Here is a 19,994-nt window from a genome sequence, read left to right as displayed (position 1 = left end):
CCCCCAAAAAACGGAATCCGCTAGAGCGGAATCCGCCGGAACACCCCTCGCGGCAGATGCCGCAGCGCCGCCATCACCACCCGCAGCGCCCCCGGCACCCACACCGTCTCCGAGCGGCGGCGCAGGCCGAGTTCGACGGCCGCGGCGACCGCCTCGGGCGTCGTCGTGAACGGCGTCTCCTCCCGCCCCTCGCCCGCCGTCCGCACCACCCCCGGCCGTACGACCATGACGTGCACCCCGGTGCCGTGCAGCGCGTCGCCCAGGCCCTGCGCGAACGCGTCCAGACCGGCCTTGCTGGAGCCGTAGATGAAGTCGGAGCGGCGGGGGCGCTCGCCGGCGACCGAGGACAGCACGACGAGCGAGCCGTGCCCCTGCCCCTGCAGCGCCCGGGCGGCGACCAGCCCCGCCGAGAGGGCCCCGGTGTAGTTGGTCTGCGCCACCCGCACGGCGCCGGACGGCTCGCGCTCGTCGCGCGCCTGGTCGCCGGGCACCCCGAAGGCGAGCAGCACCAGGTCGATGTCGCCCTCGGCGAACACCTTGCCGAGGGCGGTCTCGTGGGCCTCGGGGTCGAGCGCGTCGAAGGCGACGGTGCGCACGTCCGCGCCGAGCGCGCGCAGGCTCTCGGCGGCCCGCTCCAGACCGGGGGAGGGCCGCCCGGCGAGCCAGACGGTGCGGGTGCGCCGGGCGATCAGCCGCCGCGCGGTGGCCAGCGCGAGCTGCGACGTACCGCCGAGGACGAGCAGGGACTGGGGAAGACCGAAGGCGTCCTTCACGGGTGGCTCCTGGCGGGCATGGGTGGCTCCTAGAGGGCGAGACGGCGGGACAGATCGGACACGAACACGCCCCGGGGATCGAGGTCGGCCCGCAGCCGGCGGAAGTCGGCCAGGCGGGGGTACATCGCGGTGAGCAGGTCGGACCGCAGCCGGGAGTCCTTGGCGAGGCAGACGCGCCCGCCGGCCGCGGCGACCTCCTCGTCCAGCGCGTCGAGGAGCGCGGCGAGGCCGGGCAGGCGTGCCGGGAGGTCCAGGGCGAGGCTCCAGCCGGGCGCGGGGAAGGACAGCCAGCCGGGGCCGGCGTCTCCGAACCGCTTCAGGACGGCCGGGAAGGACGGGCAGCGGTGGTCGGCGAGGCGGCGCACGACGCGGCGCAGGGTGTCCTCCTCGCCGTGCCCGACGAGGCACTGGTAGTGCACGAGGCCCCCTCGGCCGTAGACGCGGTTCCAGTGCGGCATCCCGTCGAGGGGGTGGAAGAAGGCGGCGATCGGGCGCAGTTCGCCGGTACGCGCGCGTGCCGCCCGGCGGTGGCGGACCTCGTCGGCCAGGCCGGCGGCGGTCCGGCCGAGGAGGCCCGTGGGGAGCAGCGCGGGCGGCGCGGGCAGCCGGCGGGGGCGGAAGGCCAGCGGCTCGCGCCACGCGCGGGTGCCGGCGCGCAGGGCGTCCAGGGGCGCGGGGTCGCCGTGGGTGACGACGCCCCGGCCGGTGGCCGCGCCCCGGGCGAGCAGGTCGATCCGGGCGGTGGCGTGGCGGTGCCGGCGGGCGGCGTCGGCGAGGTGGGACATCAGCTCGTCGAGGTCACGCGCGCGCCGGGTGCCGACGGTCATCAGGGACGTCTCGACCGGGTCGAGGCGGAGCGTGGCCGTGAGGATCACCCCGGTCAGGCCGAGGCCGCCGGTGGTCGCGTCGAACAGCGGGGTGCCGCGTGCGACGGTGTGCACGGAGCCGTCGGCGGTGAGGAGTTCGAAGGACAGCACGTGCCGCGAGAAGGTGCCGGCGACCGGATGGTCGCTGCCGTGGACGTCGGCGCCGATCGCCCCGCCGACCGTCACCTGGCGGGTGCCGGGCACCACCGGGACGAACCAGCCGAGCGGCAGCAGCACCTCCATCAGCCGGTGCAGGGACACGCCCGCGTCGCACAGCACGGTCCCGTCGTCGGCGTCGACGACATGGACGCGGTCCAGGCCCGTCATGTCCAGGACGTGACCGCCGGCGTTCTGCGCCGCGTCCCCGTACGCCCGGCCCAGCCCGCGCGGGATGCCTCCGCGCACCCCGCAGTCCCGGACGGCGGCGACGGCCTCCGCGTAGTCGCGGGGGCGGAACAGCCGGGCGGCGGTCGGGGCGGTGCGGCCCCACCCGGTGACGGGCACCGTGTCGATTGCCATGAAACGACGCTATCGACACGAAAAACGGCATTGGTCTACTAACATCCCCACTCTGCACAGAACGGGTGATTAGTGGGACAGCGGTCGTGCATCGCGGGGCCGGGACAAGGGGAGATCACCACCATGGACTGGCTCACCCGACTCCCCGTCATCGGACCGCTCGTGACCCGGCTGATGATCACGCACGCATGGCGGTCGTACGAACGGCTGGACCGGGTGAAGTGGACGCGGCTGGCCGCCGCGATGACGTTCATCAGCTTCATCTCGCTCTTCCCGCTGCTGACCGTCGCGGCCGCGATCGCCGCCGCCACGCTCAGCCAGGACCAGCAGAAGACGCTGGAGGACAAGATCGCCGACCAGGTCCCCGGCATCTCGGACCAGCTCGACATCCAGGGCCTGATCGACAACGCCGGCACCGTCGGCATGATCGCCGGCACGGTGCTGATGTTGACCGGCATCAACTGGGTCGGCCAGATGCGGGACTGTCTGCGCGCGGTGTGGGAGCTGCCGGACACGCAGGACAACCCCCTGCTGGGCAAGGCGAAGGACGGCGGCATCCTGCTGGGCTTCGGCGGTGCGGTGCTCGTCACGCTCGCCGTGTCCACCGTCGCCTCCGCCGCCGTCGGCTGGATCTCGCGCCTGGCCGGACTCGACGAACACGGCTGGGGCAGCGTCCTGCTGCGCGTCGCCGCGTTCGCCGTCGCCGTACTCGCCGACTTCCTGCTCCTGCTGTACGTGCTGACCCTGCTGCCCGGGGTGGAGCCGCGCCGCCACCGCCTGATCGTCGCCGCCCTGCTCGGCGCGGTCGGCTTCGAACTGCTCAAGCTGCTGCTCAGCGGCTACATCCAGGGCGTCGCCGCGAAGAGCATGTACGGCGCCTTCGGCGTCCCCGTCGCGCTGCTGCTGTGGATCAACTTCACCTGCAAACTGCTGCTGTACTGCGCCGCGTGGACGGCGACGGGGAGCAAGGAGGAGGAGGGTGTCGGCACGCCCCCCGCCTCGCCGGCCGAGACCTGACCCACGAGGGCCGACGCGGCGCTGCCGTGGGTCAGCGGCGGCGGCCCACCGGCCAGCGGCGGTTGACCAGGAAGGCGCCGCCGCCCAGCAGCACCAGCACGCCGCCCGCGATACCGAGTGCGATGCCCATGCCGCTGGAACCGCCCGAGGCCGAGGCGCTCGCCGCCGCCGTGCCGCCCGCGACGCCGCCGGAGGGTGCGGCGTCGCCCTGGGGGGAGGCCGTCCCGCCCGCCTGGGCGGTGGCGGTCACGCTCTTCGGCGCCACCAGCTCACCCACCGGCTGCACCTTCCCGGCCGCCTGGAAGCCCCAGTCGAACAGCCGGGCGGTCTCCTTGTAGACCTCGTTGTGCTCGCTCTTCTCCGGGTGCATCACCGTGACGAGCAGCACATGCCCGTTCCGCTCGGCGACGCCCGTGAAGGTGGCACCCGCGTTGGTGGTGTTGCCGTTCTTCACGCCCGCGATGCCCTGGTAGACCGGGACGTCGCCGTCGGTGCCGCTCAGCAGCCGGTTGGTGTTCTGGATCTCGAAGGAATTACGAACAGGTTTGCCCGACTTGTCCTTCTTCGTCTCTCCCGGGAACTTCGCCTTCACCGTCGAGCAGTACTCACGGAAGTCCTTCTTCTGCAGCCCGGAACGGGCGAACAGCGTCAGGTCGTACGCCGACGACACCTGCCCCCCGGCGTCGTAGCCGTCCGGCGTGATGACATGGGTGTCGAGCGCCTGGAGCTCCTCGGCGTGCTCGTTCATCTCGCGCACGGTGGCCTCGACGCCGCCGTTCATCGACGACAGCACATGCACCGCGTCGTTCCCGGACCGCAGGAACACCCCGAGCCACAGGTCGCGGACCGTGTAGGTCTCGTTCTCCTTTATCCCGACCATGCTGGAGCCGGAGCCCACCCCCGCCAGATCGGCCGGCACCACCTTGTGCTGCGTGGACGCGGGGAACTTCGGCAGCACGGTGTCCGCGAACAGCATCTTCATCGTGCTCGCCGGCGCCAGCCGCCAGTGCGCGTTGTGCGCGGCGAGCACCTGGCCGCTCTCGGCGTCGGCGACGATCCAGGACCGCGCGGTGACGTCCTTGGGCAGCACCGGCACACCGGCGGCCAGATTCACCTGCGTGCCCGGCCGGCCGAGCCGCGCCCCGCCCACGGTGGACATGGACGCCGGCGGTGTGGCCGACGGACTCGTCGAGGGGGTCGGGGCCGCGAGGGCCGCCGGCGCGGTCAGCGCGAGGGACAACAGGGTCGCGGAGGTGACCAGCAGCGATCGGCTGCCGGTCCTACGGGGTGCGGGCACGACGCAGAAAGTACCTCCCGTACCCGCGGAAGTCCCGCCCCGCCCCCCACCCCGGGCACGGAACCGGACACCCGGCGGAGATACTGATTCCATGAAGCTCAGCCGCCCGGTCTCCTGGTTCCTGCTCGCCTTCGGGGTATGGAGCTGGGTCATCTGGGTCACTTTCGTCAAAAATCTCGTCAAGGACGGCAGCGGGCTCGCCTTCGACGACGGCCGTCCGACGGCGTACTTCTGGGTGCACCTGCTGCTCGCGGTCGTTTCCTTCGTATTGGGGACGGCCATCGGGGTCATCGGGTTGCGTGGACTGCGCGCACTGCGCCGCACGTCATAGCGCGACCGGCCGCACGTCGTAGAGCAACCGGCCGCACCTCGTAGAGCAACCGGCCGTATTCATCCGTCGACGGGGGACAGCACACGGTGGTCATCGTCTTCGTGCTCGTGGCACTGCTGGTCCTGGCCGTCGTCGTGGCGGCCAACTGGTACGTGTGGCGGCGCCTGTTCCGCGACACGACCGCGGGCCCCGGCCGCACCCGCCGCCTGGGCGCGGCGCTGATCGCGGGCGGCTGGGCGCTGGCCGTCGGCGCGCTCGTCGCCGAACGTGCCGGCGCCCCCTTCTGGCTGCAGCGCGTCCTGGCCTGGCCGGGCTTTTTGTGGCTGGCGCTGTCGATCTACCTGCTGCTGGCCGTCGTGGCGGGCGAGCTGCTTCGGCCCCTGATCCTGCGACTGTGGCAGCGGCGCAGACCCGCCGAGACGGCCGTACCGCAGCACGAACCCGTTCCCGCGGGCGGGCCCGCGAAGGCCGCGGAGCCGCCGCGCCCGCCCGCGCCCGCCGTCGAACCCTCCCGCCGTCTGGTCGTCTCCCGGTTCGTGGCCGGCGCGGCGGCCGCCGCGGCCGTCACCACCGTCGGCTACGGCACCTACGGCGTGCTGCGCGGCCCGCGTGTGAAACGCGTCACGGTGCCGCTCGCCAAACTGCCGCGCGCCGCGCACGGTTACCGCATCGCCGTGGTCAGCGACATCCACCTCGGCCCGATCCTCGGCCGGGACTTCGCGCAGAAGGTCGTCGACACGATCAACGCCACCCAGCCCGACCTGATCGCGGTCGTCGGCGACCTCGTCGACGGCAGCGTGAAGGACCTCGGCCCGGCCGCCGCACCGCTCGCCGGGCTGACGGCCCGGCACGGCGCGTACTTCGTCACCGGCAACCACGAGTACTTCTCCGGCGCCGAGCAGTGGGTCGAGGAGGTCCGGCGGCTCGGCCTGCGCCCGCTGGAGAACGCCCGCACCGAGATGCCGTGGTTCGACCTCGCCGGCGTCAACGACGTGCAGGGCGAGAGCGAGGGCCACGGCCCGGACTTCGCCCGCGCCCTCGACGGCCGCGACCCGGCACGCGCGTGCGTGCTGCTCGCCCACCAGCCGGTGCAGATCCACGAGGCCGTCCGGCACGGCGTCGACCTCCAGCTCTCCGGTCACACCCACGGCGGCCAGCTCTGGCCCGGCAACCTCCTCGCGGCCGCCGCCAACCCGACCGTCGCGGGCCTGGAGCGCTACGGCGACACCCAGCTGTACGTCAGCCGCGGCGCGGGCGCCTGGGGGCCGCCGACCCGGGTGGGCGCCCCCTCGGACATCACGGTCGTCGAACTGGCCTCCCGTCAGGCCTGAGAGAACCTTCACGAATCAACCAAATCCCCTTCCCCTGCGTGAAACTCCTGTGATTGATTAAGCCGCGCGCCACTAATAGGGGAGTGGCCGCCACTTGGGGGAGTGGCACTGCACAGGGGGCCCGTGACGGGCCTGGGGAGGGCTACACCACCATGCGATCGCTTCGCATGCGCATGTCCGTCGGCGTACTGGTCCTGGCCACCGTGGGAGTGGCCGGCTGGCAGCTGCTGCCGTCGGACGCAGGCAGGAACAAGGCCATCGTGGTCGGTACGACGGACACCATCACGTCGCTCGACCCGGCCGGCGCGTACGACGCCGGTTCCTGGGCCCTGTTCAGCAACGTCTTCCAGTCGCTGCTCACGTTCGAGGCGGGCGGCACCCAGCCCGTTCCGGACGCGGCGAAGAGCTGTTCCTTCGTCGCGGGCAGCCTGCGCACCTACCGCTGCGAACTGCGGGACGACCTGACGTTCCCGAGCGGCCGCGCGGTGACCGCGCAGGACGTGAAGTACTCCTTCGACCGCATCCGGAAGATCAACTCCGATGTCGGCCCGGCGTCCCTGCTGTCCACGCTCGCCTCCGTGGACGCCCAGGGCAGGCGGGTCACCTTCCACCTGTCGTCGCCGGACGCCACGTTCCCGTTCAAGGTGGCCACCGGCGCCGGCTCCATCGTCGACGCCGAGCGCTACCCGGCCGACGCCCTGCGCCAGGGCACCGACGCCGACGGCACCGGACCGTACACGCTGGCGTCGTACACCAAGGGCGGCAAGGCGGTCCTGAAGCCCAACTCCCGCTACCACGGCGCCGTCAAGAGCACCGGCAAACCCATCGAGCTGCGCTACTACAAGGACCCGACGGCCCTGCAGGGCGCCTGGAAGGCCAAGCAAGTCGACGTCGCCACCCGGCAGCTGCCGCCCGCCGTCCTCGCCGGCCTGAACGCCAGCGACCCCGGCCAGCGCGTGTTCGAGGCCGACAGCTCCGAGACCCGCAACCTGTACTTCAACACCCATGACGGGTCCCCGCTGCACGACGCCCGCGTACGCCGGGCCATCGCCTGGCTGGTCAACCGCGAGCAGCTCGCCGGCGACGTCTACGAGGGCACGGTCGAGCCGCTGTACTCGCTGATCCCGACCGGCATCCTCGGCCACACCACGTCGTTCTTCGACACCTACCCCAAGCAGGACACCGCCAAGGCGCGGGAGCTGCTCACCGACGCCGGTGTGAACCTGCCGGTCCGCTTCACCTACGGCTTCGGCATCGGCAGCGGCGCCGCCGAGCAGGAGGCGGCGGAGCTCAAGCGGCAGCTGGAGGCGAGCGGCCTGTTCAAGGTCGACGTCAAGGGTTACGAGTGGACCGACTTCCAGAAGCACTGGGCGACCGGCAAGCTCGACGCGTACGCCGTCGGCTGGGTCGCCGACTATCCAGACCCGGACACCTTCTCGGGCCCGCTGGTCGGCACCGACGCCACGATGAACACCGGCTACAGCGACAAGGCGGTCGACGACCTGATCCGCTCCTCGCAGCAGTACGCCGACCGCAAGCGCTCCGCCCAGGACTTCCGCGGCGTCCAGGGCCGGATCGCCGAGGACGTCCCGGTGATCCCGCTGTGGCAGAGCAAGGAGTACGTGGTCACGAGCGTCGACGTCGGCGGAGGCCAGTACCTGTCCGACGGCAACGGAGTGTTCCGCCTGTGGCAGCTGACGTGGATCTGATCAGCCGGCCTTGGGCTGACCGGCCTTGAGGATCTCGTCGACGTCGAGGGTGACCTTGGCACCGACGGAGTCGGGGAGGTTGACGATCTCGCCGGGGGCGTGGGGGCGGTGGTTCTTGTACTCGCTCCCGGTGGGGTCGGTGAGGACGTGGACACGTTGGTGCTGGCGGTTGACGATGACGTAGACGGGGATCTTCGCCTGGGCGTATGCGGCGACTTTCGTCCGAAGATCGTTCTGATAGTTGCTGGAGGTAACCTCCAGAACCAGACGGAAGGCGACCGGGTCGTAGCAGTTGTTCTCGACGAGGTGGTCGTCGATGTCCGCGTCGACGACCACCAGGTCTGGAATCGCATAGTCCTCGGCCCCGGTGGGCAGCCACAGCCCTACTCCCTCAAGCACCTCGGTTTCCCCGCCATCGAGACCGGCGGCGGCGAACGGCCGCTTCAGCCGGGACAGCGCGCGTGCGTGAGCGGCGTCGGGGGGCGGGGTCACGACGATCGTCCCTCCGATGATCTCGACGCGGTACCCCGGAAGGCGGTCCATGATCCGGTTCGCTTCCGCGATAAGCGGACGGTCGCCGTGGGGCCGCTCGACGGATGCTGCGGACATCGCGTGCCTCCTGTGGGCTGGTGTCGAGAGCATCATCGTAGGCAGCGCCACCGCCGGGTGTCCCGTTTACGGTCCCTTCACCCGAAAGTGGATCACCGCCCCGAAGACGAGCCCCCCGGCGCCGGCAGCACCCGCGTCATCCCCGGCAGGAACTCCGTGAACAGCTCGTGGACCTCCCGCACCAGCGGCCGCAGCACCCGGAAGCGGGCCAGGGAAACGCCCCGCGCGGTGATCCGCGCACCCCGCTCGGCGAGCCGGTAGCTGCGCTCCCGTCCCGGCGTCCGGTCGAAGATCCAGTACAGCACCAGCCCCATCTGCGCGAGCCACATCAACTCCGGCAGCGCGTCCCGCAGTTCCTCCGGCACCTTCGTCTTCGCGGCCCCGCGCAGCACCTCCCGGTGGACGCTGATCGCCTCCTCGCGCGCGTGCTCCGACTCCTGCGAGAAGGGGCTGAGCGGGCTGTCCGGATCGGCGGCGTTCTTGAAGAACTGCACCGCGAACTCGTGGTACGGCGCGGCCACGTCCAGCCACGTCCGCAGCACGCCCGCGAGCCGGGCCTCGAAGTCGGTCTCCTGCTCCAGCACGCCGCGGACCGCCGCCTGGTGCTCGGCGGCGATCCGGTCGTAGAAGCCCTGGATCAGGTGCTCCTTGCCGGCGAAGTAGTAGTAGGCGTTGCCGACGGAGACACCGGCCTCCTGGGCGATGGCCCGCATGGTGGTCTTGTCGTAGCCCCGCTCCTGGAACAGCCGCATCGCCGTCTCCAGGATCAGCGCACGGGTCTGCTCCGACTTCTCGGACTTCGGGGTCGCGGGGCCCTCATGCGGGCTGTCGTTCTTGGCGGGCACGACACCAGAGCCTAGTCAGTGGCACATGCGCCGTCGTCACAGCCGGGTGGGTTGTAGGTCCAGCCGCTCCCGGGCGCGTACGACCACCCGTCGCCCCTGCGGTACACCCGCCCGCCCCACCCCTGCTGCCGGCCCCGCCACTTGGCGGCGGCCAGCACGGCTCCCCGGGCGAGCTTGGCACCCGCCGGGGTGCTGAGCCGGTGGGCGAGCGGCCGGTGCTCGCGCAGGGCCCACAGGACGACGATCCAGGCGGCGGCGTCCCGGTAGACCTGCCCGGCGTCGCCTACGACGGTGACCTCGTCCAGGGTGGCCCGGTGATCGAGCCCGGGAAACCGCCGCCGGGCCTCGTCCGACCCGGCCGGGACCAGCTCCAGCGGCACCAGCTGCGGCTGCCGCGAGAGCCAGTCCCGCAGGAAGGTGCACAGGCCGCACTCGGCGTCGTAGAGGACGGTGAGCCCGCGCACGGCCCGCGCACCGGAGGTCACGACGCTCACCAGCCGGTGCTCGGTGCGACCGAGCCCTGCGGCGCGACCGGCGGCACCTGCTCACGCTCCATCACCCCGCGCCGCCGGATCCGGTTCAGCACGTACACGTTGCCCAGGTGCATCACGCCGAGCACCAGCAGCACCACGCCGAGCTTGGTGGACAGCGCCTCGAAGACGCCGCGGGTGTTCTCGATGGTGTCGTCGCTGCTGAGGTAGAGGGCGACGAAGCCGAGGTTGACGAGGTAGAAGCCGACCACCAGCAGGTGGTTGACGGCGTCGGCGAGCTTCTCGTTGCCGTGCAGGACGTCGGCCAGGAACACCCGCCCGTTGCGGCTGAGGGTCCGGGCCACCCAGACGGTCAGCCCGATGCTGACGCCCAGGTAGATGACGTAGGCGATGACGGTGCGGTCCATGCCCCACCCCTTCTTGAACGCGTTCAAAACGCTGACAGCGTTAACTGTAGACCTGTTTTTGAACGCGTTCAACTCACCTTTTCGGGCTATCCCCGACGCGCCAGCTCCGGCCGCTTGGTGTAGTCCGTGAACCCGATGACGTTCCCCCAGGGATCGGCGATCTCGACGGTCCACCCGGTGGCGACGGCGAACGGCATCTCCAGCGGCGTGATCCCGGCCCCGACGAGCCGCAGCGCGGCGACGCGCGCGTCGGGCACCTCCACCCACACCCGCGAGGCGGGCCAGGCGGGCGGCCGGTACCCCAGCTCGTCCTCGTGCCGCAGCAGCACCCCCGGCGTCTCCCCGCCGACCTTCAGCAGCGCGATCCCGGCCTCGTCCAGCCGGAACCCGACGACGAACCCGGCCCGCTCGTAGAACTCCACGGCTTCCCCGAGCCGCCCGACAGGCAACACGACATTGTCGAACCCGAGCAGCTCGTACGACTCTTCGTCTGACATGTCGTCACATTAGAGCCCGCCGCTGATGAAACCCGACAAAAACGCCCGAGGGCCCCGCTTCCGGAGTCGGAAACGGGGCCCTCGGGGCCGAGCCGGGGCGACCGGCGGGCAGGTCAGTAGCGGCGCGTGATCAGGGCGCGCTTGACCTCCTGGATCGCCTTCGTGACCTCGATGCCACGGGGGCAGGCGTCCGTGCAGTTGAACGTCGTGCGGCAGCGCCAGACGCCGTCCTTGTCGTTCAGGATCTCCAGGCGCTGCTCGCCGGCCTCGTCGCGCGAGTCGAAGATGAAGCGGTGCGCGTTGACGATGGCCGCTGGGCCGAAGTACTGGCCGTCGTTCCAGAAGACCGGGCACGAGGACGTGCAGGCGGCGCAGAGGATGCACTTCGTCGTGTCGTCGAAGCGCTCGCGGTCCTCGGCGGACTGCAGACGCTCGCGCGTCGGCTCGTTGGTGTCCTTCGTGATGAGGAAGGGCATCACGTCGCGGTACGCCTGGAAGAACGGCTCCATGTCCACGACCAGGTCCTTCAGGACCGTCAGGCCCTTGATGGGCTCGATCGTGATCGGCTTCTCAGGGTTGATGTCCTTGATCAGCGTCTTGCACGCGAGGCGGTTCTTGCCGTTGATCCGCATCGCGTCGGAGCCGCAGATGCCGTGGGCGCAGGAGCGGCGGAAGGTCAGCGTGCCGTCCAGGTCCCACTTGATCTTGTGGAGGCCGTCGAGGACGCGCTCCTTGGGGTCGATCTCCAGCTGGAAGTCTTCCCAGGTCGCCTCGGCCGAGACCTCCGGGTTGAAGCGGCGGACCCGGAAGGTGACCGTGATGTACGGGGAGGCCGCGGACTCCGCCTCGACCTTGTCCAGAACAGGGGTAGCCATCAGTACTTACGCTCCATCGGCTGGTAGCGGGTCTGGACGACCGGCTTGTAGTCGAGACGGATGGACTCGGTCCCGTCGGCGCCGACCTCGCGGTACGCCATGGTGTGGCGCATGAAGTTGACGTCGTCGCGGTTCGGGTAGTCCTCGCGGTAGTGACCGCCGCGGGACTCCTTGCGGGCCAGCGCGGAGACCGCCATGACCTCGGCGAGGTCGAGCAGGTTGCCCAGCTCGATGGCCTCCAGCAGGTCCGTGTTGAACCGCTTGCCCTTGTCCTGGATCGCCACGTTCTTGTAGCGCTCGCGCAGCTCGGCGATCTTCTCGACGGCCGTCTTGATCGTCTGCTCGGTGCGGAACACCATGACGTTGGCGTCCATGGTCTCCTGCAGCTCGCGCCGCAGGTCCGCGACCCGCTCGTTGCCCGTGGAGGTGCGCAGACGCTCGATCTGCTCCACGACGAGGGACTCCGGGTTGTCCGGCAGCTCGACGAAGTCCGCCTTCTGGGCGTACTCCGCGGCGGCGATACCGGCCCGCTTGCCGAAGACGTTGATGTCCAGCAGCGAGTTCGTGCCCAGGCGGTTGGCGCCGTGGACGGACACGCAGGCCACCTCGCCGGCGGCGTACAGGCCGGGGACGACGGTGGTGTTGTCCGCCAGGACCTCACCCTCGACGTTCGTCGGGATGCCGCCCATGGCGTAGTGCGCGGTCGGCTGGATCGGGATCGGGTCCGTGTAGGGCTCGATGCCGAGGTAGGTGCGCGCGAACTCCGTGATGTCGGGCAGCTTGGCGTCCAGCTGCTCCGGCGGAAGGTGGGTGAGGTCCAGGTAGACGTGGTCACCCTCAGGACCGCAGCCGCGGCCCTCGCGGATCTCCGTGTAGATGGAGCGGGACACGACGTCACGGGACGCCAGGTCCTTCATGACCGGCGCGTACTTCTCCATGAAGCGCTCGCCGTCCTTGTTGCGGAGGATGCCGCCCTCACCGCGGGCACCTTCCGTCAGCAGGATGCCCATGCGCCAGATGCCGGTCGGGTGGAACTGGAAGAACTCCATGTCCTCCAGCGGGATGCCCCGGCGGTAGACCGCCGCCTGGCCGTCACCGGTCAGCGTGTGGGCGTTCGACGTCACCTTGAAGAACTTGCCGCAGCCGCCGGAGGCGTAGATGACCGACTTCGCCTGGAAGACGTGGATCTCACCGGTGGCCAGCTCGTAGGCGACCACACCGGCCGAGCGCTTGACGCCGTCGACCTCGGTGATCAGCTGGTCCAGGACGTAGAACTCGTTGAAGAACTCCACGCCCTCCTTGACGCAGTTCTGGTACAGCGTCTGGAGGATCATGTGGCCGGTGCGGTCGGCCGCGTAGCAGGAGCGGCGGACCGGCGCCTCGCCGTGGTTGCGGGAGTGCCCGCCGAAGCGGCGCTGGTCGATGGTGCCGTTCGGGGTCCGGTTGAACGGCAGGCCCATCTTCTCCAGGTCGAGGACGGAGTCGATGGCCTCCTTCGCCAGGATCTCGGCGGCGTCCTGGTCGACCAGGTAGTCACCGCCCTTGACCGTGTCGAAGGTGTGCCACTCCCAGTTGTCCTCCTCCACGTTCGCCAGCGCGGCGGCCATGCCGCCCTGCGCGGCGCCCGTGTGGGAGCGGGTGGGGTAGAGCTTCGTCAGGACGGCCGTGCGGCTGCGCTTGGTCGCCTCGATGGCGGCCCGCATACCGGCGCCACCGGCGCCGACGATGACGGTGTCGTACTTGTGGATCTTCATGATTCTCGCAGCCCCGTGCCTAGCGGATGTTCGGGTCGAAGGTGAAGATCACCAGCGTGCCCAGCAGGATGGTGAACACCGTGGCGGTGTAGAGCAGGCCCTTGAGCCACAGGCGGGTGTTCGCGCGCTCCGCGTAGTCGTTGATGACCGTGCGCAGGCCGTTGGCGCCGTGCAGCATCGCCAGCCACAGCATCAGCAGGTCCCAGACCTGCCAGAACGGCGACGCCCAGCGGCCGGCCACGAAGGCGAAGCCGATCTTGGACACGCCGCCGTCCAGCACGAGCTGGATCAGCAGGTGGCCGATGACCAGGACGACGAGGACGACGCCGGACAGGCGCATGAAGAGCCAGGCCGCCATCTCGAAGTTGCCCCGGGTCGACTTCGGGGTCTTCTTGGTGCGCTTGCGCGGGGCCTCGATGAAGGGCGCCGGGTTGTCGACGGAGTAGACGGCTCCGCCCTCGACCGGGCCGATGCCGGCAGCGGTGGTTTCAGTGGTGGACATGCGCGTCAGCTCCCGAACAGAACACGAGCGGCGTGGCCGAGGACGGGGTAGATCGCCCCCGCCATCAGGACGACCCAGACGCCCACGACGGTCCAGAGCATCTGCTTCTGGTAGCGCGGGCCCTTCGACCAGAAGTCGACGGCGATGACGCGGAGACCGTTGAGCGCGTGGAACAGGATGGCGGCGACGAGGCCGTACTCCAGGAGCGCGACGATCGGCGTCTTGTAGGTGGCTACGACCTTGTCGTAGTCCTCGGGGGAGACACGGACGAGAGCGGTGTCCAGCACATGAACGAACAGGAAGAAGAAAATGAGGACGCCGGTGACTCGGTGAGCCACCCAGGACCACATTCCTTCCCGGCCGCGGTACAGCGTTCCAGCCGGCACGGAAGTTTCCTCCGGGAGCGGGGGTTGGGGCCGCGCCGGCTTCGGTGTCGGTCGGGCCCGGCCGGGTACGGTCCACCGGCCCCCAGCATCGTAGCGACGCGCTGGCGCTGGGCCTCGCCCGGGTCCCTCGGTGTGATCAAACTGGCACGTAAAGAGGTACGGGTGGGCTAGTGGGGCCCCTGTGGTGGGGGGTTTCTGGCCAAATGCCGGGTGCGGCTGGTCAGTGGCTGCTCGCGCCCACGCGGCGGAAGCCGCAAATCGGACTACAGCCCCGCGCCCCTGAGGGTGTCGCACAAACGTTCCCTTGCCAGGCACCGGAGTTCCTCCGCTGCCACCACCCGTTCCTCCTCCGGGTCGTTGGCCAATCGTGACCGGATGGCTTCGAGAACGTGATCCAGGGCCTCGGTCGGCGGAACGCCCGCCAGGCAGATGACGAACGTGTGTCCGAAACGGGCCTCATATGCGGCGTTCGCCGCGCTCAGGGCGGTGTGGGCCGCTCCGTAGGTGTCGTCGGGCAGGGGTGGCAGGGCCTCCGCCGCCAGGGCCTCGGCCAGATCGGCGGGGGCCAGGTCGTAGGCGGCCTCGTCGGACGCGGCCAGCAGGGCGTCCAGCGTGGGATAGGGCCGGTGGTCGGCGAGACGGCGGGCCCAGCGCAGGCTGCGCAGGCAGGTCAGGAGGGTGCGCTCGGCCCGGTCGGCGGGCGCGGTGTTGAAGTCCTCCAGGCCGGCCGACGACCGCGGGGCGCGCGGCTGCTCGGGCAGCGCCGGTATGGCCACTCGGCCGGGGAGACGGGGAAGACGGTGCGGGGGCAGCGTGAGTCCTCGGCGTGGGTGATGTGTGGGTCGGCAGGGGATCATGTGAGAGATGTGACACCACGTTATCGAGAGTGGTCAGGGTGTGTCCGACGGATGCCCGGATTTCACCCGCACGGGAGAGTTTCGGGACGAGCGGTGGACAGGACGAGCGTCGCGCGGAGTCGTACGTTGGCTGGGTGAGCCAGCACAGGCGCAAGCACAGCAGGCACAGGCGGCTCGTCGTAGCGGCGGCGATCGCCGGGACCGTCGCGCTCGGCACCGGCCTGGGCGTATGGGCGTCCACGGGAGGCGGGGGATCGTCCGGCGGCTCGACGCCGCAGGCGCTGCCCTCGGAGGCCGGATCGGTGGCCTCACCCACCCGGACGGCTGGCAAGCCCAGCCCGCCACCGAGCCCCAGCCGCACCTATCCGCTCTCCACCGCACCGCGCACCATCCCCGCGGTGCGGGCGCACACCCCGGCGCGCGGACCCGGCTGGCACCCGGCGCGCGGCTCCCGCGTCGTGGTCAGCGACCCCGAGCTCGCCGACGAGGGCAAGCTGATCGCCGGCGAGCTGGGGCTGTCCTACGGCGGCGAGCGCGACGACGTGCGCGCCGGGGACGTACGGCTGGCGCTCAGCGGAGGCGAGGGCGGCAACCCGGAGTCGTACACGATGACCGTGCGCGGCGGGCGGGTGGTGATCAGCGGGCCCGGTGAGGCGGGTGTGTTCTACGGCACCCGGACGCTGAAGCAGGAGGTGCGCGGCGCGGGCGGCGCTCCGGAGGGCGTGGTGCGCGACGAGCCGGCCAAGCCGGTGCGCGGGTTCATGCTGGACATGGCCCGCAAGCCGTACACCGTCGGCTGGATCGAGGACCGGATACGTGAGCTCGGCGATCTGAAGTACAACGAGCTCGGGCTGCACTTCTCCGACGACCAGGGCTTCCGGATCGAGTCCGGCAGCCACCCGGAGATCGTCTCCAAGGAGCACCTCAGCAAGGCGCAGGTCAAGCAGATCGTCCAGCTCGCGGAGAGCCGGCACATCACGATCGTGCCGGAGATCGACTCGCCCGGTCACCTGGGTGCCGTCATCGCCGCCCACCCCGATCTGAAGCTGGTCAGCGCGCGGGGCAACACGGCACGCGGCGCCGTCGACATCTCCAAGGACCAGGCCGCGCGGATCGTCGACGACCTGCTCGACGAGTACGCCGGAGTCTTCCCCGGCGGCAAGTGGAACCTCGGCGGCGACGAGTACCAGGCACTCATGGCGAAGGACCCCGCCGCCTCCTACCCGCAGCTCGCGGCCGCCGCCCGCGACGCCTACGGCCCCTCCGGCACCATCGCCGACCTGGCCACCGGCTGGCTCAACGACCGCGCCGACACCGTCCGCGCCCACGACCGGACGATCCGCGCCTGGAACGACGGCTTCTACAAGGGCACGTCCGTCAAGGCGGCCGGCGACCTCCAGGTGGCGTACTGGACCGGCAAGGAGATCGGGGCGCGGCAGCCCGAGGAGTATCTGAGCGCCGGCCGCAAGGTGATCAACTACAACGACAACTTCCTCTACTACGTCCTCGGCCAGCCGAACCAGTTCTTCTACCCGACCGGGCAGCGCATCTACGAGCAGTGGACCCCGCGGGTGCTGCGCGGCACCCAGCCGGTGCCCGCCCGCTACGACGGGCAGATCCTCGGCGGCACCTTCGCCGTCTGGGGCGACTTCCCGAACGCGCAGACGCAGGACCAGGTCGCGGCCGGGATCAGGATGCCGCTGCGGGCGACGGTGCAGAAGCTGTGGAACCCGGGCAGGCCGGCCCTGTCCTGGGCGGAGTTCACGGCCCTGGCGACGAAGCTCGGCTAGCCGGGCCGAGCGGGGACCGGAGGGCGGGCATGGGTTACTGGGGGTACTTCGTCGCCGGGCGCGGGCAGCGGCCGCTGGACGGATTCCAGGCGCTGGCGGAGCTGCCCGCGCTGCGGCCGCGCACCGCGGCGCCGGGCTGGCAGCTGTGGGAGTGCCCGAGCGGCGAGGCCGACATCGGCGGCATGACCGCCCTGGCCCGCGAGACCGGGGCGCCCGCGCTGTACGGGTACGTCATGGACAGCGACTGCGTGGTCGTCGAGGCGGCCGGTCCGCTCAGCGGGGCGTGGACGACCTGCCTGGGGCGGACGGCGATGGCCGGGTATCTCGGTGAGGACGGGCTGGCCCTGGACGACTGCTTCCTGCCGCCCGCCGAAGCCGCCGGGCGTGCGGCCGCCTGGGCAGCCGAGGCCGGCCGCACGGTCGCCTCCGCGACGCTGCTGGACGTCCTCCTCGCCGACCCCGACCCGCTGGCCGAAAACCTCCTCTTCCGCTTCCTCGGCCGACTCGGCGTGGTGCGCCTGTGACACTGGACGCTCGTCGCACGCAGTAAGGGGAAGTGCGGGCTCCGTAAGGGATGGCGCCCCGTCGAGGGAGGCGTGGATGAGCCTGGTGGACCTCATCTCTCAGGCCGACGAACGCGGACTGGCCGCGAGCGGACTGGCTTGTTTGGACCGGTGCCTGCCCCTGCTGGGCGGCGACGACGAGACGCTGCGCCCGCTGTGGGGCAACCTGGCCGACGACGCCGGCGGCGCCTGGGGCGACCTGCTCGACGCGGCACGCGCCCGGCTCGCGGCCACCGCCGACCCCGGCGACGAGGCGACCCTGCTGGCCCAGCGGATGCTCGCCGCCGCCCCCGACGAGCGGTTCGCACCGCAGGTGCGGGTGTGGGCGGACGCCTGCTCGGTCGCCTCGCTGCAGATCCACCGGCTGCTCGACCCCGCCGAGGACGCCTCCGGTGTCGACGCGCGCCGCCAGGGCCGCACCGACGGGATGTCCCCGCTGGTCGCCGCCGAACTGCGCCGCCAGGTCACCGTCCTGGAAGTGCTCGCCGAACACGGCACGTCCGGCCTGCGCCGCGCCCTGGACGTCTCCACCGAGGGCCGCCGGGTGCTGCGCGCGGTGGTGTCCCGGCGGGCACGCGGACGGGTCTGAACCCCGAGACGGACAAGTGAAACCCGCCCGCGTGGGCGAATCCTGTGACCCTCGTGCGGGGGCGCTGGGGCGGTCTCGCGCCGGTTCGCCGAACACCCGCCGAACCCCGTGACGCGTGACCGGCCGGGTCCGCTCTTCCCTACGTGACGACTGTGACCCCCCAGCACACGACCTGGCACGAGCGGCCGAACCGGCAGGACGGCAGGCCGTCGGCCGCCGCCAAGCCCGCACGATGGGCGGCCGACCTGGTGGCGACGATGCGCGAAGGCGCCCGCCTCCACCTCGACTACTCGGCGCAGAGCCTGTGGCGCGTCGACCGGATGATCGAGGAGATACGAAGGGAGGGCGCCCCCGAAGCCGCCGTGGCGACCGTGCTGCGCGGATTCGGCGCCTATGCTGGCGAGGTGATCGTCCGTCAGACCGAGGGCGAATGGTGGGCGAGCGGCGGCGACCACTGGGTGCGCACCCCCGACGGCAAGCTGTGGGACCCGGTCGACGAGGCCCACCGCGCCTACGCCGGCCACGGCTCCCTGCGCCTGCTGTGCCGGGACGCGACGTCGTCCGCCTAGCCCGCGGCCCCGCGTTCCTCGTCCACCACGACGCCAAGACGCTTGAGAGCCGCAAAGGTTGTACGGCGGCGCGCGGTTTTTACTGTGGCCATAGACACTCTTGGGGCCCGTGATGGTGACGGCCCGCCATCCGCTTGGTATTCGGGGGGAGCCGCGGGTGTTCCTCCCCGAACCGAGCGAGGGGGGATCCCATGGATGCCGCGGACCGACGCGTGCCGCACGCCCGGGAGATGCGGCCGCACGCGGCGGCCTTCGTCGCCCGAGCCACCGCACGCCACCGGCTGCCGCTCGACTACTCCGTACGCAGCCTGCGCGTCGTCGACTTCATCGTCGACGGGCTGCGCAAGGGCGGCACCGAACGCGAACGCGTGGCCGGCACGCTGTTCGGGCTCGGCGCCTACGTCGGTGAGGTCATGGTGCGCCGCGCGGGTGCCGCCTGGGTGGACCTCGACGCCGACCAGCGTGGCTACTTCGGGCAGACGGTCGGGGTGCGGATGCCCGACGGCCGGGTGTGGAACCCGCTCGGCAAGGTCCTCAACCGCTATCTGGGCGGCGGACCCGAGGACTCGCTGCAGACCTTCTACCTCACGCTGCACGGAAGGGCCCGGCGGGCGGCCGCCTGACATGCTGTGACACTTCTGTGAGCCGCGACGCTGATGACCGTGGAGGCGTGGACGACGAACGAGGGCGGACTTGGGCCAGGGAGCTGAACCCCGGCGCGCGCGGGCGTACGACGGGGAGCTGGGTGCTGCGGTGGCACGGGCCCAGGACGGCGACGAGGCCGCATTCGCGGTGGCGTACCGGATCGTGCAGCCCGGTCTGCTCGGCTATCTGCGCGGCCTGGTGGGCGAGGAAGCCGAGGACGTGGCGTCCGACGCCTGGCTGGAGATAGCCCGCGACCTCGGGCGGTTCAAGGGCGACGGCGCGGGCTTTCGCGGCTGGACGGCCACCATCGCCCGGCACCGGGCGCTGGACCATCTGCGCCGCCGGCGCTCCCGGCCCCGTCCGGCGGCACTGGAGGCGGAGATCCTCGAACTGCCCGGGCCGCACAGCACGCACGAGCAGGCGCTGGAGTCGCTCTCCACGGCGCAGGCGCTGGCCCTGGTCCGCGGACTGCCCCGCGACCAGGCCGAGGCGGTGCTGCTGCGGGTCGTCGTCGGCCTGGACGGCCCCGCCACCGCGCGGGTGCTCGGCAAGCGCCCCGGCGCGGTGCGCACCGCCGCCCACCGGGGGCTGCGGCGGCTCGCCCGGCAGCTCGGCGTGTCGGGCACGCCGGGTGAAGGTGTGACAGATGAGGCTTCCCGGACGCTGGGTGAGTCGAAATGAACGGTGGCGGCGGCAGGCCGTACATCGGGATGAACGATGGCGGTGGCAGACCGTACATCGAGATGAACGATGGCGGTGGCAAGCCGTACAT

Annotated in this window: 23 protein-coding genes; 10 read left to right on the top strand and 13 right to left on the bottom strand. The window is 71.3% G+C overall.

Annotated features, from left to right (window positions below; all coding sequences use genetic code 11):
• Nucleotides 1–20: 20 nt before the first annotated feature.
• On the bottom strand, nucleotides 21–773 hold the full coding sequence (locus tag C3489_RS14070) for a decaprenylphospho-beta-D-erythro-pentofuranosid-2-ulose 2-reductase (protein ID WP_103782131.1): 753 nt from the start codon (nucleotides 771–773) through the stop codon (nucleotides 21–23).
• Between the two features lie 29 nt (nucleotides 774–802).
• Nucleotides 803–2,158, bottom strand: coding sequence for an FAD-binding protein (locus C3489_RS14065; protein WP_103782130.1), 1,356 nt, complete (start codon nucleotides 2,156–2,158; stop codon nucleotides 803–805).
• A 123-nt stretch (nucleotides 2,159–2,281) separates the two neighbouring features.
• Here C3489_RS14065 and C3489_RS14060 point away from each other — a divergent pair, with 123 nt between their 5' ends.
• Nucleotides 2,282–3,175, top strand: coding sequence for a YihY/virulence factor BrkB family protein (locus C3489_RS14060; RefSeq protein WP_103782129.1), 894 nt, complete (start codon nucleotides 2,282–2,284; stop codon nucleotides 3,173–3,175).
• Between the two features lie 31 nt (nucleotides 3,176–3,206).
• On the opposite strand, the gene C3489_RS14055 is transcribed toward C3489_RS14060, so the two are convergent.
• Nucleotides 3,207–4,472 (bottom strand): D-alanyl-D-alanine carboxypeptidase family protein, encoded by a 1,266-nt coding sequence (locus tag C3489_RS14055; RefSeq protein ID WP_374936741.1) that lies wholly within the window; start codon nucleotides 4,470–4,472, stop codon nucleotides 3,207–3,209.
• Nucleotides 4,473–4,563: 91 nt separating this feature from the next.
• On the opposite strand from C3489_RS14055, the gene C3489_RS39360 reads away from it, so the two are divergent.
• The 3 genes from C3489_RS39360 (at nucleotide 4,564) to C3489_RS14045 (ending at nucleotide 7,843) form a co-directional block, all read left to right on the top strand.
• A complete protein-coding gene (locus C3489_RS39360) occupies nucleotides 4,564–4,803 on the top strand; it encodes an SCO4848 family membrane protein (RefSeq protein ID WP_107499743.1) in 240 nt (79 codons plus the stop codon).
• Nucleotides 4,804–4,889: 86 nt separating this feature from the next.
• Complete coding sequence (locus C3489_RS14050) at nucleotides 4,890–6,134, top strand: metallophosphoesterase (RefSeq protein WP_103782127.1); 1,245 nt, start codon at nucleotides 4,890–4,892, stop codon at nucleotides 6,132–6,134.
• Between the two features lie 152 nt (nucleotides 6,135–6,286).
• Nucleotides 6,287–7,843 (top strand): ABC transporter substrate-binding protein, encoded by a 1,557-nt coding sequence (locus tag C3489_RS14045; RefSeq protein ID WP_103782126.1) that lies wholly within the window; start codon nucleotides 6,287–6,289, stop codon nucleotides 7,841–7,843.
• Here the strand turns inward: C3489_RS14045 and C3489_RS14040 are convergent, their stop codons facing one another.
• The 10 genes from C3489_RS14040 to C3489_RS13995 form a co-directional block, all read right to left on the bottom strand.
• Nucleotides 7,844–8,452: a Uma2 family endonuclease gene (locus C3489_RS14040; RefSeq protein WP_103782125.1), complete on the bottom strand. Its 609-nt coding sequence runs from the start codon at nucleotides 8,450–8,452 to the stop codon at nucleotides 7,844–7,846.
• Nucleotides 8,453–8,544: 92 nt separating this feature from the next.
• Nucleotides 8,545–9,297: a TetR family transcriptional regulator gene (locus tag C3489_RS14035; RefSeq protein WP_103782124.1), complete on the bottom strand. Its 753-nt coding sequence runs from the start codon at nucleotides 9,295–9,297 to the stop codon at nucleotides 8,545–8,547.
• Nucleotides 9,298–9,308: 11 nt separating this feature from the next.
• The gene (locus tag C3489_RS14030; protein WP_258054690.1) at nucleotides 9,309–9,791 is read right to left on the bottom strand and encodes a thiol-disulfide oxidoreductase DCC family protein; all 483 of its coding nucleotides are present in this window, start codon (nucleotides 9,789–9,791) and stop codon (nucleotides 9,309–9,311) included.
• Nucleotides 9,788–10,195, bottom strand: a complete 408-nt coding sequence (locus C3489_RS14025; protein WP_103782122.1) for a hypothetical protein — start codon at nucleotides 10,193–10,195, stop codon at nucleotides 9,788–9,790. The genes C3489_RS14030 and C3489_RS14025 overlap by 4 nt, the downstream gene beginning before the upstream one ends.
• Before the next feature lie 86 nt (nucleotides 10,196–10,281).
• Nucleotides 10,282–10,692 carry a VOC family protein gene (locus C3489_RS14020; RefSeq protein ID WP_103782121.1) on the bottom strand — a complete coding sequence of 137 codons (411 nt, stop codon included), beginning with the start codon at nucleotides 10,690–10,692 and terminating at the stop codon, nucleotides 10,282–10,284.
• 113 nt (nucleotides 10,693–10,805) lie between these two features.
• The gene (locus tag C3489_RS14015) at nucleotides 10,806–11,567 is read right to left on the bottom strand and encodes a succinate dehydrogenase iron-sulfur subunit (protein ID WP_103782120.1); all 762 of its coding nucleotides are present in this window, start codon (nucleotides 11,565–11,567) and stop codon (nucleotides 10,806–10,808) included.
• Nucleotides 11,567–13,321 carry a succinate dehydrogenase flavoprotein subunit gene (gene sdhA, locus C3489_RS14010; RefSeq protein WP_103782119.1) on the bottom strand — a complete coding sequence of 585 codons (1,755 nt, stop codon included), beginning with the start codon at nucleotides 13,319–13,321 and terminating at the stop codon, nucleotides 11,567–11,569. Before sdhA ends, C3489_RS14015 begins: the two co-directional genes overlap by 1 nt.
• Nucleotides 13,322–13,340: 19 nt before the next feature.
• On the bottom strand, nucleotides 13,341–13,823 hold the full coding sequence (locus C3489_RS14005; RefSeq protein WP_103782118.1) for a succinate dehydrogenase hydrophobic membrane anchor subunit: 483 nt from the start codon (nucleotides 13,821–13,823) through the stop codon (nucleotides 13,341–13,343).
• Nucleotides 13,824–13,828: 5 nt separating this feature from the next.
• Nucleotides 13,829–14,209 carry a succinate dehydrogenase, cytochrome b556 subunit gene (sdhC, locus tag C3489_RS14000; RefSeq protein WP_043406142.1) on the bottom strand — a complete coding sequence of 127 codons (381 nt, stop codon included), beginning with the start codon at nucleotides 14,207–14,209 and terminating at the stop codon, nucleotides 13,829–13,831.
• Between the two features lie 263 nt (nucleotides 14,210–14,472).
• Nucleotides 14,473–15,066 carry a 2-oxo-4-hydroxy-4-carboxy-5-ureidoimidazoline decarboxylase gene (locus tag C3489_RS13995; RefSeq protein ID WP_103782117.1) on the bottom strand — a complete coding sequence of 198 codons (594 nt, stop codon included), beginning with the start codon at nucleotides 15,064–15,066 and terminating at the stop codon, nucleotides 14,473–14,475.
• Nucleotides 15,067–15,200: 134 nt separating this feature from the next.
• On the opposite strand from C3489_RS13995, the gene C3489_RS13990 reads away from it, so the two are divergent.
• The 6 genes from C3489_RS13990 to C3489_RS13965 all read left to right on the top strand — a co-directional run bounded on the left by C3489_RS13990 (nucleotide 15,201) and on the right by C3489_RS13965 (nucleotide 19,903).
• The gene (locus C3489_RS13990) at nucleotides 15,201–16,856 is read left to right on the top strand and encodes a glycoside hydrolase family 20 protein (RefSeq protein WP_103782116.1); all 1,656 of its coding nucleotides are present in this window, start codon (nucleotides 15,201–15,203) and stop codon (nucleotides 16,854–16,856) included.
• Between the two features lie 29 nt (nucleotides 16,857–16,885).
• The gene (locus C3489_RS13985) at nucleotides 16,886–17,380 is read left to right on the top strand and encodes a hypothetical protein (RefSeq protein WP_103782115.1); all 495 of its coding nucleotides are present in this window, start codon (nucleotides 16,886–16,888) and stop codon (nucleotides 17,378–17,380) included.
• Between the two features lie 76 nt (nucleotides 17,381–17,456).
• Nucleotides 17,457–18,008, top strand: coding sequence for a hypothetical protein (locus C3489_RS13980; protein WP_103782114.1), 552 nt, complete (start codon nucleotides 17,457–17,459; stop codon nucleotides 18,006–18,008).
• 152 nt (nucleotides 18,009–18,160) lie between these two features.
• On the top strand, nucleotides 18,161–18,577 hold the full coding sequence (locus tag C3489_RS13975) for a hypothetical protein (RefSeq protein WP_103782113.1): 417 nt from the start codon (nucleotides 18,161–18,163) through the stop codon (nucleotides 18,575–18,577).
• A gap of 191 nt (nucleotides 18,578–18,768) precedes the next feature.
• The gene (locus tag C3489_RS13970; RefSeq protein ID WP_258054689.1) at nucleotides 18,769–19,200 is read left to right on the top strand and encodes a hypothetical protein; all 432 of its coding nucleotides are present in this window, start codon (nucleotides 18,769–18,771) and stop codon (nucleotides 19,198–19,200) included.
• A gap of 70 nt (nucleotides 19,201–19,270) precedes the next feature.
• Nucleotides 19,271–19,903 carry an RNA polymerase sigma factor gene (locus tag C3489_RS13965; protein WP_103782112.1) on the top strand — a complete coding sequence of 211 codons (633 nt, stop codon included), beginning with the start codon at nucleotides 19,271–19,273 and terminating at the stop codon, nucleotides 19,901–19,903.
• The last annotated feature ends 91 nt before the right edge of the window (nucleotides 19,904–19,994 follow it).

Origin of the sequence: Streptomyces sp. Ru71 (assembly GCF_002920535.1) — a bacterium.
GTDB lineage: Bacteria > Actinomycetota > Actinomycetes > Streptomycetales > Streptomycetaceae > Streptomyces.
Note: the sequence above shows the minus strand (reverse complement) of the source record. Positions and strands in the feature narration are given on the sequence as shown.

Excerpts from the sequence above, each read along its gene's own strand:
- C3489_RS14045 (WP_103782126.1), top strand. The coding sequence starts at position 6,287 with ATGCGATCGCTTCGCATGCGCATGTCCGTCGGCGTACTGGTCCTGGCC.
- C3489_RS13995 (WP_103782117.1), bottom strand. The coding sequence starts at position 15,066 with ATGATCCCCTGCCGACCCACACATCACCCACGCCGAGGACTCACGCTG.
- C3489_RS14005 (WP_103782118.1), bottom strand. The coding sequence starts at position 13,823 with ATGTCCACCACTGAAACCACCGCTGCCGGCATCGGCCCGGTCGAGGGC.
- C3489_RS14015 (WP_103782120.1), bottom strand. The coding sequence starts at position 11,567 with ATGGCTACCCCTGTTCTGGACAAGGTCGAGGCGGAGTCCGCGGCCTCC.
- C3489_RS14065 (WP_103782130.1), bottom strand. The coding sequence starts at position 2,158 with ATGGCAATCGACACGGTGCCCGTCACCGGGTGGGGCCGCACCGCCCCG.
- sdhA (WP_103782119.1), bottom strand. The coding sequence starts at position 13,321 with ATGAAGATCCACAAGTACGACACCGTCATCGTCGGCGCCGGTGGCGCC.
- C3489_RS13985 (WP_103782115.1), top strand. The coding sequence starts at position 16,886 with ATGGGTTACTGGGGGTACTTCGTCGCCGGGCGCGGGCAGCGGCCGCTG.
- C3489_RS13970 (WP_258054689.1), top strand. The coding sequence starts at position 18,769 with ATGGATGCCGCGGACCGACGCGTGCCGCACGCCCGGGAGATGCGGCCG.
- C3489_RS39360 (WP_107499743.1), top strand. The coding sequence starts at position 4,564 with ATGAAGCTCAGCCGCCCGGTCTCCTGGTTCCTGCTCGCCTTCGGGGTA.
- C3489_RS14060 (WP_103782129.1), top strand. The coding sequence starts at position 2,282 with ATGGACTGGCTCACCCGACTCCCCGTCATCGGACCGCTCGTGACCCGG.
- C3489_RS14040 (WP_103782125.1), bottom strand. The coding sequence starts at position 8,452 with ATGTCCGCAGCATCCGTCGAGCGGCCCCACGGCGACCGTCCGCTTATC.
- C3489_RS14020 (WP_103782121.1), bottom strand. The coding sequence starts at position 10,692 with ATGTCAGACGAAGAGTCGTACGAGCTGCTCGGGTTCGACAATGTCGTG.
- C3489_RS14025 (WP_103782122.1), bottom strand. The coding sequence starts at position 10,195 with ATGGACCGCACCGTCATCGCCTACGTCATCTACCTGGGCGTCAGCATC.
- C3489_RS13980 (WP_103782114.1), top strand. The coding sequence starts at position 17,457 with ATGAGCCTGGTGGACCTCATCTCTCAGGCCGACGAACGCGGACTGGCC.